The following is a 13,277-nucleotide window of genomic DNA, read 5'->3' as shown; positions in this document are numbered from 1 at the left end:
GGCCTGAATCACGTCGATATTAAGCGTTGCGCATCAGAACAGCAGGCTGTGCGCCGTGGCGCGCAGCGCGATGCCGAGCAGAATGCCGGGCACGGCGAAGCGGAACAAGCGCGGAAAACGGCTGGAGAGGCCGAGGAAAATGCCGATACCGGGCAGGTCAAAGGTCTGAATCAGCAGGCCCGCTGAGGCGTTAATGTTGTGCGCGCTGTACTGCCCCTGTTCGACCAGTCCGGCAACCACGCCGTAATAGGCGGTGCCGCCGGCCAGGCATTTGGTCAGCGCAGGCAGCACATACACCTCGGCGATATGCAGTTTCTGCAACAGCGGTGCCAGCAGCTGCGTCAGCAGCTCAATGGCGCCGGCACTTTTCAACATGCCCACCACCGACAGCGAGAGAATCAGCATCGGCAGCGAACCGAGCGCGAGGCGAATGGCGTCGGCACCCGAGGTGTTAATAATGGCGATCAGCCCCGGCTTCGCGTCGCTGTTCTCCACGCCCTGATCTTCATCACGCAGCGCGACGTCGGAAAGTTTGCGGGCAAAAAAGTGATAAGTGGAAGCTGCCGCCAGCACGCCGCCACTGATGGAGAACAGCAGCGCGGCGCTCCAGTTGAGCCCGTCTGGAATCAGCGGATAAAAGGCATTGGCCTGGCCCATCGCAAACAGCATCGCCAGCGTGGCTGCCATGTGGCGGTCTGAGGTGCCGCGCTTCTCCATGATCGCCAGCGCGGCGAGCGGTGCGGCAAAGCTGACAAAATTTAGCTGGATGAGTGCGAACAGCGCCAGGCCGGTAATCCCCAGCGGCTTCAGTAACGGCGTGGCATGGCGCACGACAAAATCCAGCACGCCTTTCACTTCGAGGTATTTCATGATGAATAGCATCACCACCATGATGGGAATCAGGGTATAAAGCGCCACGTCGACCGCGGCTTTGCCCGATTCCATAATTATGCTGATGATATTCACGCGCTGACGTCATCCCGTTACCGCAAAACGCTGGCCGCCGGGCCAGCAAAGCAAAAATCATAGCGGGTATGCGCGCTGTTGAGTAGTCAGCAAACAAAAAAGCCCCCATGCGGGGGCTGTGGTGATGGCGCTGAGGCGGTGTTAGCGCATGGTGACGAACTCTTCCGCCGCCGTCGGGTGAATCGCCACGGTGTTGTCGAAGTCTTTTTTGGTGGCACCCATCTTCAGCGCCACCGCGAAGCCCTGCAGCATCTCATCCATGCCGCTGCCGATACCGTGAATACCCACAATCTTCTCTTCCGGCCCCACGCAAACCAACTTCATGCGGCACGGCTGGCGGTGCTGGGTTACCGCGGTATACATGGCGGTGAACGACGATTTGTAGATTTTCACCTGGTCGTCGCCATACTGCGCGCGCGCCTGCGGCTCGGTCAGACCGACGGTGCCAATCGGCGGATGGCTGAACACCACGGTCGGGACGTTGCTGTAGTCGAGATGCTCGTCCGGCTTGTTATTGAACAGGCGCTCAGACAGGCGACGGCCTGCCGCCACCGCCACCGGCGTCAGCTCGACCGCACCGGTGTTATCGCCTACCGCGTAAATGCCTTTGACGTTGGTGTTCTGGAATTTGTCGACCTGAATGTAGCCTTTGTCATTCAGCGCTACGCCGGTTACCGCCAGGTTGAGGTTATCGGTCGCCGGCTCGCGGCCAATCGCCCACACCAGGCAATCCACCGTCTGCTGCTGGCCGTTTTCCAGCTGCAGCGTCAGGCTGCCGTCAGCGTTCCTGATCACCGCTTTCGGGATCGATTCGGTGTGCAGCGTTGGGCCTTCCGCCTGCATCACTTCCACCAGCGTTTCAACAATCAGCGGATCGAAGTCACGCAGTGGCGCATGTTTACGCACAAACAGGTGAGTTTCGGCACCCAGCGCATTCACCACGCCGGCCAGCTCTACGGCAATGTAGCCTGCGCCGACTACCGCCACGCGTTTTGGCAGCGCGTCCAGCTCAAAGAAGCCGTCGGAATCGATACCGTACTCTGCGCCCGGCACCTGCGGATGGCTGGGACGCCCGCCGGTGGCGATCAGGATATGGTCGGCAGTAATGGTCTCGCCGTTCACTTCCACCGTGTGGGCATCGACAAAGCGCGCGAACCCTTTGATCACTTCCACCTGGTTTTTACCCAGCACGTTATCGTACGAGGTGTGGATACGGTCGATATAGGCGCTGCGGTTTTTCACCAGCGTTGACCAGTCAAAGCGATTAACGGTGGTATCAAAGCCGTAATCCGGACCGTACAGGTGAATCGCTTCGGCGATCTGCGCGGCGTGCCACATCACTTTCTTCGGTACGCAGCCGACGTTTACGCAGGTGCCGCCCAGCTCTTTCGCTTCGATCAGCGCGCACTTCTGGCCGTACATTGCCGCACGGTTAATGGAGGCGATACCGCCGCTGCCGCCGCCGATGGCGAGGTAGTCAAAATGTCTGGTCATCCGTTGTGTCCATCTGTTGGAGGAAAACTGGCATAGAGTGTAACGCCGCTTCAGTTACCGGCGCAAAGTTTGCACCTATGTATGTAATAGGGTTGAATGCCGGCAAGGGGTTGGCTCACAGGAACTTAACATGCACCTGACATTTCTTGGTACCGGCGCGGGCGCGCCCAGCCTGCAGCGCAACGTCACGGCCATTGCGCTAACGCTGTCGAAACGCGGCGAGACCTGGCTGTTCGACTGCGGCGAAGCGACGCAGCATCAGTTTATGCGCTCGGCGCTTAAGCCCGGCAAGCTGGAAAAAATCTTTATCACCCATTTGCATGGCGATCACATCTTCGGCCTGCCGGGCCTGCTCACCAGCCGTTCGATGGCCGGCCTGACCGAGCCAATGACGCTGTACGGCCCGAAAGGATTGCGGCAGTTTGTCGACACCGCGCTCAGCCTGAGTGGCTCTTATACCGGCTATCCGCTGGAGATTGTCGAGATCGAAGCCGGCGCGGTGCTGGATAACGGTGAGTTTCGCGTCACGGCTTACGCGCTGAACCACGTGGTTGAGTGCTACGGCTACCGCATCGAACAGCATGATAAGCCGGGCTTCCTTGACGCGCCGCGCCTGAAGGCGGAAGGCGTGCCGCGCGGCCCGTGGTATCAGGATCTGAAGCAGGGCAAACGCATCACGCTGGAAGATGGCCGCGAGATCAACGGCGCCGACTATCTTGGCCCGGCCACCAAAGGCAAAGTGCTGGCGATCTTCGGCGATACCGGCCCTACCGAGGTGGCGTTGCAGCTGGCGGCGAACGCCGATGTGATGGTGCATGAAACCACGCTGGAAGCGGCGATGGCGGAAAAAGCCAACGGGCGCGGCCACTCCACTACGGTGCAGGCGGCCAGCGTGGCACAGCGCGCTGGCGTGAAACGCATGATCGCCACGCACTTCAGCTCGCGCTATTTGTCACAGGATCGGGAAAGGCTGCTGGCAGAGTGCCAGTCGGTGTTTCCGGCCACCGAACTGGCACACGATTTTGCGGTATTTGAGGTGTAGCGCTTATTCCGGCACGATTTGCGTCACGCTGTAGTGACCGGTGCCGGCGGGCACCAGCTTCTGGTGCAGCCACGGCAGCAGCTCTTCCATCTGCGCTTTCAGCTTCCACGGCGGATTGATGACAATCATGCCGGAGGCGGTCATGCCGCGCTGATCGCTGTCCGGACGTACCGCCAGTTCGATCTGCAGAATATTGCGGATGCCGGTGGCCTCCAGATCCTTCAGCATGTGCTTGATCTGCTGGCGCAGCACCACCGGATACCACAGCGCATAGACGCCGGTGGCGAAGCGTTTGTAACCTTCATGAATGCCTTTCACCACATCCTGATAATCGCTTTTCATCTCGTACGGCGGGTCGATGAGGATCAGGCCGCGACGGGTCGGCGGCGGCAGTTTGGCCTTCAGCTGCTGATAGCCATCCGCGCGTTCAACGCGGGCGCGCGCATCTTTACTGAACTCACTGCGCAGCAGCGGGTAATCGGTCGGATGCAGTTCAGTGAGCTGCAGCTTGTCATCGGCGCGCAGCAAATGACGCGCGATCAGCGGCGAGCCGGGATAGTAACGCAGCGTGCCGGTTGGGTTGAGGTTGCGAATCGCCGCCAGATAGGGTTTCAGCAGCGCTGGCGCGTCCGGCTGCTGCCAGATGCGCGCAATGCCTTCCAGATATTCACCGGTACGTTCGGCGTGCTCACCGCTCAGCTGGTAACGTCCGGCACCGGCGTGGGTGTCCAGATAGAGGAAAGGTTTCTCCTTCTCCATCAGGGCGGTGAGGATCAGGCTTTCAACGGTGTGTTTCAGCACGTCGGCATGGTTGCCGGCATGAAAACTGTGGCGATAACTCAGCATAAAAAAGAGGGGTCCGCGGTTGGATCAATGAAGTCGAATAGATCGGGTGTGGCGCGATTATAGCCGCGCCGCATAAAAATTGCTGGCGTTTTACCACGTGCTTAAGTTTTCAGCGCACCGGTCGCTTTAGCGGAATGCGACCGGTCTGGTTGATGACTAATTTCACTTAGGGATAATTCGACTCTCGAAATTTTACCGCAGATTAAGTAAGTTAGTAGCCGATAACGAAGCGGTCGCGAGCGAAATGCCAGGAATGCGTCTCTGGCAAGGAAACTTTTCGGCCATGGCCGTATAATTTTTTGCTTCAAGCATCCTTATAACTCCTGGTGACAATAATGAAAAAAATGACTGGTATCGCGGTGGCAAGCCTGCTGGCACTGACCGGCTGCGCGAAACAACAGCCTGTGCATAGTCTGGTAACGCCGCCCGCCGCCGAGACTCAACCGATGGCTGAATCCGCAGCACAGCCTAATGGCCAGCCGTTCGTAACCGAAGCGCCAGCCCAGCCGGCAGCCGCGTCGTTCGCTGACGATCGCGCCAGCAACATTCAGCAGTGCCGTAAAGAGCTGGATGCCATGCGTCTTTATAGCCAGGCGTCTTACGACAGCTACCAGGCGGAATTCCAGAAAATTGGCGCGCAGACCAACAAATATCTGCAGATTAAAGATTCGATCGGCGCGGATATTAACGATTTAGTCATGCCGCGTTATCAGTTCCAGATCCGTGAACTGTGCTTCCGCATTAAAACCCGTCTGTCGCAGCTGATTATTCGTCAGGCCGGTTAACAAAAACGGCTCAGGCCGACCCCTTTTTTAACAGCGCGACAACCTCGCGCGGTGGATGGCTTCATCTCAATTAACATATTGAGATGAGGCCTTTTGTTTTCTTAGCGGCAAGGAGCCGCGACTGGAGGTTTTGATGACACAGCGTCATCTGCTGGCGGTGCTGATTAGCGCAGCCTTACTGCTACCCGGACAGGCCGCATCAGCGGCTGATGATGACATGCTGCGCGCGTTCAGCGAAGCAGCGCGCACCCTGCCGCCGGCACCGGCAGTAAAACCACAGCCAAAAGCAAAACCGGCCACTAAACCGGTCAGCAAGGCAGAGAAAAAAGTCGCGACAGCGCCCGATCACAGCGCTGAACTGACGCGCCTGCGCGCGCGCGTGGCGGAACTGGAAAAGCAGTCTGCGGCATCCACGGTGAACGCGGACGATACGTTGAAAGCGCAGCTGGCTGCCCGCGACAAAAAACTGGCAGCGCTCAGCGCGGAAAAACAGCAGCAGGAGAAAAACCTCGCCACGCTGCAGCAGGCGCTGAAAGAGGCACAGCAGCAGCAGAGCGCGGGCAGCGCCCAGCTGACTAAACAGCTCAGCGAAGCGCGCGCGGCAGCGAGCCAGAGCGCCGACGCGCTTAAAGCGCTGAAAGCGGAAAACGACAAGGCGCTGCAGGCAGAGAGCAAAAAGCAGCTCAGCGCCCAGCAGGCGGCAAGCGATAAAAAGCTGGCAGCGCTCAGCGCGGAGAAGCAGCAGCAGGAGAAAAACCTCGTCACGCTGCAGCAGGCGCTGAAAGACGCACAGCAGCAGCAAAGCGCGGGCAGCGCCCAGCTGGCGAAACAGCTCAGCGAAGCGCGCGCGGCAGCGAGCCAAAGCGCCGACGCGCTGAAGGCGCTGAAAGCGGAAAACGACAAAGCGCTGGCGGCGCTGCAGGCCGAGAGCAAAAAGCAGCTCAGTGCACAGCAGACGGCCAGCGACAAAAAACTGGCGGCACTCAGCGCGGAAAAACAGCAGCAGGAGAAAAACATCGCCACGCTGCAGCAGGCGCTGAAAGAGGCACAGCAGCAGCAAAGCGCCGGCAGCGCCCAGCTGACGAAACAGCTCAGCGAAGCGCGCGCGGCAGCCACCCAGAGCGCTGACGCGCTGAAAGTGCTGAAAGCGGAAAACGATAAGGCGCTGGCGGCGCTGCAGGCAGACAGCAAAAAGCAGCTCAGTGCCCAGCAGGCGGAAAGCGACAAAAAGCTGGCGGCATTACACGCTGAAAGCAAACAGCAGCTCAGCGCACAGCAGGCTGAGAGCGCCAAAAAACTGGCCGCACAGCAGACTGAAAGCGACAAACAGCTGAAAGCGCTACAGGCACAGCAGACCGAAAGCGAGAAGAAGCTCACCGCCCTGCAAACGCAGCAGGCCGAGCGCGAAAAGCAACTCGCCGCGCTGGACAGCGACAAACAGCAGCAGGCGCACAACCTGGCGCAGCTGACGCGTGAACTGGAAGCGGAGAAGCAAAAGCCGGCCGCCGCGCCGAAACTCGCCGCCCCGAAAAGCGATGCCGAACGCGATGGTTACACGCTGGGTCAGTTCATCGCCAGCAATGCGGTGGTGCAGCTGCAGATGGTCAAAGACATCGGCCTCAACATCAGCATGGATCAACTGATTGCCGGCTTAACCACCCAGCTGACCAGCGGTGATTCGCTGCTGGGGGGCGAAGAGATGGCCAGCCGCTACGCCACCATGCAGGCCTCGATCGGCAAAGGACTTAATGCACTGATTGAAAAGGGTTACGCGCAGCTGGACAAGAAAGTGGCGAAGCGTAAAGCGCTGAAGAAAGATCTCGGCATGCAGTGGTTTGCGGTGAAAAGCGTGAAAAGCAAACTGCTGCCGGATCAGCAGGCGGCGGTCAGCGTCCGCGTCACCACCCTGAGCGGCAAGGTAATCAACGATTTTTCTCACGATAAGGTGCCGTTCAACGACAGCCTGCCGCCACTGCTGCAGGAAGGCATGTCGCTGACCGGTAAAGGCGGTTCCGTGGAAGGCTGGGCGCTGGCGAAGGATATTTACGAGCGCGAGCCGCTGCCACCGTGGGTTGCGCCTTACGATGTGATCCATTATCAGCTGTCCATCAAATAACCTCTGGCCCGCCGTCTGGCGGGCTTTTTTTTCAACATTGCGTGATAAATCGCGTCGCTACTGATACGTGCACGTATTCTAGCGGCGCGATTCATCGCGCGTTTTTCTGTCTGCCCTTGCGGGTGGCATTGATTTTCCCCTCGTCTGGCCGCATGTTAGTAAAATTGCGCCGCGCCCCTGTGCGCGGCCCCACTCCATGATGAAAGGACTGCGCTTATGACCAATCCGTTACTCTCGCCTTTTACGCTACCGCCTTTTTCCGCCATCAAACCTGAGCACGTGGTTCCCGCTGTCACTGAAGCGCTGAACGACTGTCGCGCGGCGGTGGAGCGCGTAGTGGCGCAGGGCGCGCCTTACACCTGGGAAAATTTAGTCCAGCCGCTGGCGGACGTGGACGATCGCCTGGGCCGTATCTTCTCGCCGGTCAGCCATCTCAATTCGGTAAAAAACAGCCCGGAACTGCGCGAAGCCTATGAGCAGACGCTGCCGTTGCTGTCCGAATACAGCACATGGGTCGGCCAGCATGAAGGCCTGTATCAGGCGTATCGCAACCTGCGTGAAGGCGAAAGCTACGCACTGCTGGATACCGCGCAGAAGAAAGCGGTGGATAACAGCCTGCGCGACTTTGAGCTGTCCGGTATCGGCCTCGATAAGCAGAAACAGAAACGCTATGGCGAAATCGCCGCGCGCCTCTCCGAGCTGGGATCGGCTTACAGCAACAATGTGCTGGACGCCACCATGGGCTGGAGCAAACTGATCACCGATGAAGCCGAGCTGGCGGGCATGCCGGAGAGCGCACTGGCCGCGGCCAAAGCGCAGGCGGAAGCCAAACAGCAGGAAGGCTGGCTGCTGACGCTGGATATCCCGAGCTATCTGCCGGTGATGACCTACTGCGATAACGCCGCGCTGCGTGAAGAGATGTATCGCGCCTATTCCACCCGCGCTTCCGATCAGGGCCCAAACGCCGGTAAATGGGACAACGGCCCGATCATGGCCGAAGAGCTGGCGCTGCGCCACGAGCTGGCCGAGCTGCTGGGCTTTGACTCGTTCGCCGACAAATCGCTGGCAACCAAAATGGCCGAAAGCCCGTCTCAGGTGATCGACTTCCTGAACGACCTCGCCAGACGCGCGCGTCCGCAGGGTGAAAAAGAGCTGGCGCAGCTGCGCGCTTTCGCCAAAAAAGAGTTTGGCGTGGATGAAATGAATCCGTGGGATCTCACCTATTACGGCGAGAAGCAGAAACAGCATCTGTACACCATCAGCGACGAACAGCTGCGTCCGTACTTCCCGGAATCACGCGCGGTGAACGGCCTGTTTGAAGTGGTGAAACGCATTTATGGCATCACCGCCAAAGAGCGTACCGACGTGGATGTTTACCATCCGGACGTGCGTTTCTTCGACCTGTTCGACGAGAGCGGCGAGCTGCGTGGCAGCTTCTACCTCGACCTCTACGCGCGCGAGCACAAACGTGGCGGCGCCTGGATGGATGACTGCGTCGGACAGATGCGTAAAGCCGACGGCAGCCTGCAGAAGCCGGTGGCGTACCTGACCTGTAACTTCAACCGTCCGGTCCAGGGCAAACCGGCGCTGTTTACCCATGACGAAGTGACCACGCTGTTCCACGAGTTCGGCCACGGCCTGCATCACATGCTGACGCGCATCGAAGCACCTGGCGTGTCCGGCATCAACGGCGTACCGTGGGATGCGGTCGAGCTGCCAAGCCAGTTTATGGAAAACTGGTGCTGGGAGCCGGAAGCGCTGGCGTTTATCTCCGGCCATTACGAAACCGGTGAGCCGCTGCCGAAAGCGCTGCTGGATAAAATGCTGGCGGCGAAGAACTATCAGGCGGCGCTGTTCATTCTGCGTCAGCTGGAGTTCGGCCTGTTCGATTTCCGTCTGCACACCGAGTTCGATCCGGCACAGGGCGCGCAAATCCTCGAAACCCTGCGTGAAGTGAAAAAGCAGGTTGCCGTGGTGCCGAGTCCGGAGTGGGGCCGCTTCCCGCACGCCTTCAGCCACGTATTTGCCGGCGGTTACGCGGCGGGTTACTACAGCTATCTGTGGGCCGACGTGCTGGCTGCCGATGCGTATTCGCGTTTCGAAGAAGAGGGCATCTTTAACCGTCAGACCGGTCAGTCGTTCCTCGACAACATCCTGACGCGCGGCGGTTCCGAAGAGCCGATGGAGCTGTTCAAACGCTTCCGCGGCCGTGAGCCGCAGCTGGATGCGATGCTGGAACACTACGGAATTCAGGGATAAACCTGCTTGTGAAGATCGGTTTAGTCGATGAAACAGGCGCCGGAGACGGCGCCTTATTACATTTAGCGCAGCGCTGGGGTCTGGAGCAGGACGACAGCGCGCCGCTGGCGCTGGTGCTGACAGCGCAGCATCTGGAGCTGCGTAAAGTGGATGAGCCGAAGCTCGGCGGCATCTTTGTTGATTTCGTCTCCGGCGCGATGGCGCACCGGCGCAAATTTGGCGGCGGACGCGGCGAAGCGGTGGCGAAAGCGGTGGGCATCAAAGGGGATTACCTGCCCGACGTGGTGGATGCGACGGCGGGGCTGGGGCGCGATGCTTTTGTGCTGGCGGCGCTGGGCTGCCGCGTGCGCATGCTGGAGCGCCATCCGGTAGTCGCGGCACTGCTGGAAGATGGCTTGCGCCGTGGCTATGACGATGCGGAGATCGGCGGCTGGCTGCGCGAGCGGCTGACGCTGCTGCATGTGGTCAGTCAGCAGGCGCTGAGTGACATCACGCCAGCGCCGGACGTGGTGTATCTCGATCCGATGTATCCGCACCGGCAGAAAAGCGCGCTGGTGAAGAAGGAGATGCGGGTGTTTCAGTCGCTGGTGGGGCCGGACGAAGATGCCGATGCGCTACTCGAACCGGCGCGCCGTCTGGCGAAGAAGCGCATCGTGGTGAAGCGCCCGGATTACGCGCTGCCGCTGGCCGGCGTCGCCACCCAATCGGCGGTGGTGACCAAAAGCCACCGTTTTGATATTTATCCGCCGTTGGTTCAGGCGGTGCCGGAATAAAACCGGTCGGCATCAATGCCGACCGAATCCCGCCGTATCGCCGCAGATTCGCCCTTCATGGCGGCAAAATCGTACCGTATCCTGTAGGGTCGCCATTTATGGCGACCGAATCACGCTGCATCCCTGCTGGTTCGCCATTCATGGCGACCGAATCCGGTCCCGGCGACCCCACGCCTCGCGGTTATTCCTCTTCCTCGTCGCGCAGCGGCACAATCAGCATATCGATATGCACGGTATTGATCAGCTGGCGCGCCGAGGACATCAGCTTGCTCCAGAAATCCTGATGGTGTCCGCACACCACCAAATCAACATCGTATTTTTTAATCGCGTCCACCAGCACCTGGCCGAGATCGCCGCTGCCGCTCAGGGTTTCGCTAATCGGATAACCGGCATTGGTGGAGAGCTCACGCAGCGCGGTGTGCGTCTCTTCCGAAATACGCTTCTGCATGTCGCCAAGGTTGACGTCAATCAGCCCGGTGTAGAGATCTGAATAGTTCACATCAACGTGAATCAGCGAGATTTTTGCATCGTAAGGACGGGCCAGTGATACCGCTTTATCAACCAGCAACTGGCTTTCCGGGGAAAGGTCTACTGCAATCAGGATGTGTTTATAAGCCATGATAAAACTCCTTTCTCAAGATTCTGGGGCAACCGAATTTCTGCCGTTCGGCTGGCGTAATCCTTTGCGCGTAACGGCGATGAAGCGCCACCAACCAAAATGTCAGCCACGCAGGCGAATAATTGTTATATCCCGAGTATAGCCAGAGTGGGTAGCAAATGCTGCAAACCGAAGCCCGGCTGTGAGTCAGATCATGGCTTATCGCTTTTTTCGCTCGCGCTGAACGAAAATCATCGCTGGAAAAAATTTGAACAAATCTCCTACACTGAAAATAAGGGCCACTCCCGTCTGGGTAGCGCGCTCCGGTCCGCATAACAACAATGCAATTCGATTCATCTGTGGCTGGCTTATTTCCCGTGGGGCGTCTGCAGCTTTTCCCCGCTGCGTGTGACGTCATTGCGGCTCCAGCCGGGAGGGGAACATGATCAGCACTATCGCGCTTTTTTGGGCTCTGTGTGTGGTTTGTCTGGTGAATATGGCGCGCTACTTCTCATCGTTGCGCTCACTGCTGGCGGTGCTGCGCGGGTGCGATCCGCTGCTGTATCAATATGTTGATGGTGCCGGTTTTTTCACGTCCCACGGTCAGCCGAGCAAGCAGGTGCGGCTGGTGCGCTATATCTGGGAGAAACGCTATCGCGATCATCACGACGATGAATTTATTCGTCGCTGCGAGCGGGTGCGCGGTCAGTTTGTTCTGACCAGCGGGCTGTGTTTTCTGGTGGTGGTGAGCCTGATCGCCTTAGCGATTTGGCACTGAGAAGGGAAGCGGGTTCTGTCGCGGCGCGCGGTGTTGTCTTCGCAACGCACCACAACAGAACCCTGCAACGCTGAAGCGTTAAATCAGCTTCAGCGCAATCCAGTACAGCGAGCCAGACAGCAAAATACACACTGGCAGGGTGAATACCCAGGCCATCGCGATATTTTTGATGGTGCGGCTCTGCAGACCGCCGCCATCCACCAGCATGGTACCGGCAACCGACGATGACAGAATATGCGTGGTCGAAACCGGCATCCCGGTGTAGCTGGCGATACCAATCGACACCGCCGCCGTGACCTGGGCTGACATGCCCTGCGCATAAGTCATGCCTTTTTTACCGATCTTCTCGCCGATGGTGGTCGCCACGCGGCGCCAGCCAATCATGGTACCGATGCCGAGCGCCAGCGCGACCGCCACGATAATCCATACCGGCGCATACTCGATGGTGCCGAGCAGATCGCCTTTCAGCTTATTGAGGAAGCGCTTATCGTCGGCGCTGGTCTCAGGCAGCTTGGCGGCTTTGTCCGCAGTATCGGAGATGCACAACAGCAGACGACGCATCTGACCGCGCTGGTCAGGTGTGAGGTCGCTGTAGCTCTGCAGATTACTCAGCATGCCCTGCGCGCGGGTGATCGCCTGCAGCGCACGGGCGCTGTCGCAGTGGAACTCCTGCGGGCCGCCGAGCGACTCTTCCGGCGTTGGCACCGCCGGTGGCGCCATCTGCACGATGTGCGTCAGCGACTGGCTGTGCTGCTGATAATACTGCTCCAGATGGTTCACCGCATCGCGCGTGCGGGTGATGTCATAGCCGGAAGCATTCATATTCACCACAAAACCTGCCGGCGCGACGCCAATCAGCACCAGCATGATCAGGCCGATGCCTTTCTGACCGTCGTTGGCACCGTGCGAATAGCTCACGCCAATGGCGGAGACAATCAGCGCGATACGCGTCCAGAACGGCGGCTTTTTCTTGCCATCGATCTTTTCACGGTCGGCAGGCGTCATATGGATGCGCGCCCGTTTTTTGGTGCTGCTCCAGTAGCGACGCAGCAGGAAAATCAGGCCACCCGCGATGATCAGACCGACAATCGGTGACAGAATCAGGGAGAGGAAAATATTGATTACTTTCGGCAGGTTAAGTGCATCCACCACCGAGGTGCCGGTCATCAGCGCATTGGTGAGACCAATACCGATGATAGCGCCAATCAGCGTATGCGAACTGGACGCCGGCAAGCCGAGATACCAGGTACCGAGGTTCCAGATAATCGCCGCCAGCAGCATGGAGAACACCATGGCGAGCCCATGCGCCGAACCGACATTCAACAGCAAGTCGGTTGGCAGCATATGCACAATGGCATAAGCCACGCTCAGACCGCCGAGCAGCACCCCAAAGAAGTTGAACACACCGGCCATCACAACCGCCAGTTGCGCCCGCATCGCACGGGTGTAAATGACTGTAGCGACCGCGTTGGCAGTGTCGTGAAAGCCGTTGATTGCTTCGTAAAACAATACAAACAGCAGAGCAAGAACCAATAACAGGCCGGTGCTTAGGTCAAGACCAGCAAACAGATGTAGCATAAACGTTACGCCATTTTGGAGGACATGAACGCGGCGCATTAT

General features: G+C 58.9%; 11 protein-coding genes. 6 read left to right on the top strand and 5 right to left on the bottom strand.

The window, feature by feature from the left end:
- Positions 1–33: 33 nt before the first annotated feature.
- Together MXF20_RS18870 and gorA are read right to left on the bottom strand one after the other, a co-directional pair.
- Positions 34–966 (bottom strand): nucleoside recognition family protein, encoded by a 933-nt coding sequence (locus tag MXF20_RS18870; protein WP_275027493.1) that lies wholly within the window; start codon positions 964–966, stop codon positions 34–36.
- A gap of 141 nt (positions 967–1,107) precedes the next feature.
- Positions 1,108–2,460 (bottom strand): glutathione-disulfide reductase, encoded by a 1,353-nt coding sequence (gorA, locus tag MXF20_RS18865; protein WP_325970742.1) that lies wholly within the window; start codon positions 2,458–2,460, stop codon positions 1,108–1,110.
- 130 nt (positions 2,461–2,590) lie between these two features.
- Between gorA and rnz the strand changes: the two genes are divergently transcribed.
- Positions 2,591–3,502: a ribonuclease Z gene (rnz, locus tag MXF20_RS18860; RefSeq protein WP_325970741.1), complete on the top strand. Its 912-nt coding sequence runs from the start codon at positions 2,591–2,593 to the stop codon at positions 3,500–3,502.
- Positions 3,503–3,505: 3 nt separating this feature from the next.
- On the opposite strand, the gene MXF20_RS18855 is transcribed toward rnz, so the two are convergent.
- On the bottom strand, positions 3,506–4,348 hold the full coding sequence (locus tag MXF20_RS18855) for a 23S rRNA (adenine(2030)-N(6))-methyltransferase RlmJ (protein WP_325970740.1): 843 nt from the start codon (positions 4,346–4,348) through the stop codon (positions 3,506–3,508).
- Positions 4,349–4,683: 335 nt separating this feature from the next.
- Here MXF20_RS18855 and MXF20_RS18850 point away from each other — a divergent pair, with 335 nt between their 5' ends.
- The 4 genes from MXF20_RS18850 (at position 4,684) to rsmJ (ending at position 10,281) form a co-directional block, all read left to right on the top strand.
- Complete coding sequence (locus MXF20_RS18850) at positions 4,684–5,133, top strand: hypothetical protein (protein WP_325970739.1); 450 nt, start codon at positions 4,684–4,686, stop codon at positions 5,131–5,133.
- 133 nt (positions 5,134–5,266) lie between these two features.
- A complete protein-coding gene (locus MXF20_RS18845) occupies positions 5,267–7,249 on the top strand; it encodes a hypothetical protein (protein ID WP_325970737.1) in 1,983 nt (660 codons plus the stop codon).
- Positions 7,250–7,465: 216 nt separating this feature from the next.
- On the top strand, positions 7,466–9,508 hold the full coding sequence (gene prlC / locus MXF20_RS18840) for an oligopeptidase A (RefSeq protein ID WP_325970734.1): 2,043 nt from the start codon (positions 7,466–7,468) through the stop codon (positions 9,506–9,508).
- A gap of 8 nt (positions 9,509–9,516) precedes the next feature.
- A complete protein-coding gene (gene rsmJ, locus MXF20_RS18835) occupies positions 9,517–10,281 on the top strand; it encodes a 16S rRNA (guanine(1516)-N(2))-methyltransferase RsmJ (RefSeq protein ID WP_325970732.1) in 765 nt (254 codons plus the stop codon).
- 181 nt (positions 10,282–10,462) lie between these two features.
- On the opposite strand, the gene uspA is transcribed toward rsmJ, so the two are convergent.
- Positions 10,463–10,900: a universal stress protein UspA gene (gene uspA / locus MXF20_RS18830; protein WP_021508107.1), complete on the bottom strand. Its 438-nt coding sequence runs from the start codon at positions 10,898–10,900 to the stop codon at positions 10,463–10,465.
- Between the two features lie 421 nt (positions 10,901–11,321).
- On the opposite strand from uspA, the gene uspB reads away from it, so the two are divergent.
- Positions 11,322–11,657, top strand: a complete 336-nt coding sequence (uspB, locus tag MXF20_RS18825) for a universal stress protein UspB (RefSeq protein ID WP_010618665.1) — start codon at positions 11,322–11,324, stop codon at positions 11,655–11,657.
- Positions 11,658–11,735: 78 nt separating this feature from the next.
- On the opposite strand, the gene pitA is transcribed toward uspB, so the two are convergent.
- Positions 11,736–13,235, bottom strand: a complete 1,500-nt coding sequence (gene pitA / locus MXF20_RS18820; RefSeq protein ID WP_325970730.1) for an inorganic phosphate transporter PitA — start codon at positions 13,233–13,235, stop codon at positions 11,736–11,738.
- Between the last annotated feature and the right edge of the window lie 42 nt (positions 13,236–13,277).

The sequence above is a fragment of the Pantoea dispersa genome (assembly GCF_035783935.1).
GTDB classification, from domain to species: domain Bacteria; phylum Pseudomonadota; class Gammaproteobacteria; order Enterobacterales; family Enterobacteriaceae; genus Pantoea; species Pantoea dispersa_C.
Note: the sequence above shows the minus strand (reverse complement) of the source record. Positions and strands in the feature narration are given on the sequence as shown.

What these genes read in the sequence shown, in the direction of transcription:
- gorA (WP_325970742.1), bottom strand. Translation starts at nt 2,460, where the DNA reads ATGACCAGACATTTTGACTACCTCGCCATCGGCGGCGGCAGCGGCGGT.
- rnz (WP_325970741.1), top strand. Translation starts at nt 2,591, where the DNA reads ATGCACCTGACATTTCTTGGTACCGGCGCGGGCGCGCCCAGCCTGCAG.
- MXF20_RS18855 (WP_325970740.1), bottom strand. Translation starts at nt 4,348, where the DNA reads ATGCTGAGTTATCGCCACAGTTTTCATGCCGGCAACCATGCCGACGTG.
- MXF20_RS18850 (WP_325970739.1), top strand. Translation starts at nt 4,684, where the DNA reads ATGAAAAAAATGACTGGTATCGCGGTGGCAAGCCTGCTGGCACTGACC.
- MXF20_RS18845 (WP_325970737.1), top strand. Translation starts at nt 5,267, where the DNA reads ATGACACAGCGTCATCTGCTGGCGGTGCTGATTAGCGCAGCCTTACTG.
- prlC (WP_325970734.1), top strand. Translation starts at nt 7,466, where the DNA reads ATGACCAATCCGTTACTCTCGCCTTTTACGCTACCGCCTTTTTCCGCC.
- uspA (WP_021508107.1), bottom strand. Translation starts at nt 10,900, where the DNA reads ATGGCTTATAAACACATCCTGATTGCAGTAGACCTTTCCCCGGAAAGC.
- uspB (WP_010618665.1), top strand. Translation starts at nt 11,322, where the DNA reads ATGATCAGCACTATCGCGCTTTTTTGGGCTCTGTGTGTGGTTTGTCTG.
- pitA (WP_325970730.1), bottom strand. Translation starts at nt 13,235, where the DNA reads ATGCTACATCTGTTTGCTGGTCTTGACCTAAGCACCGGCCTGTTATTG.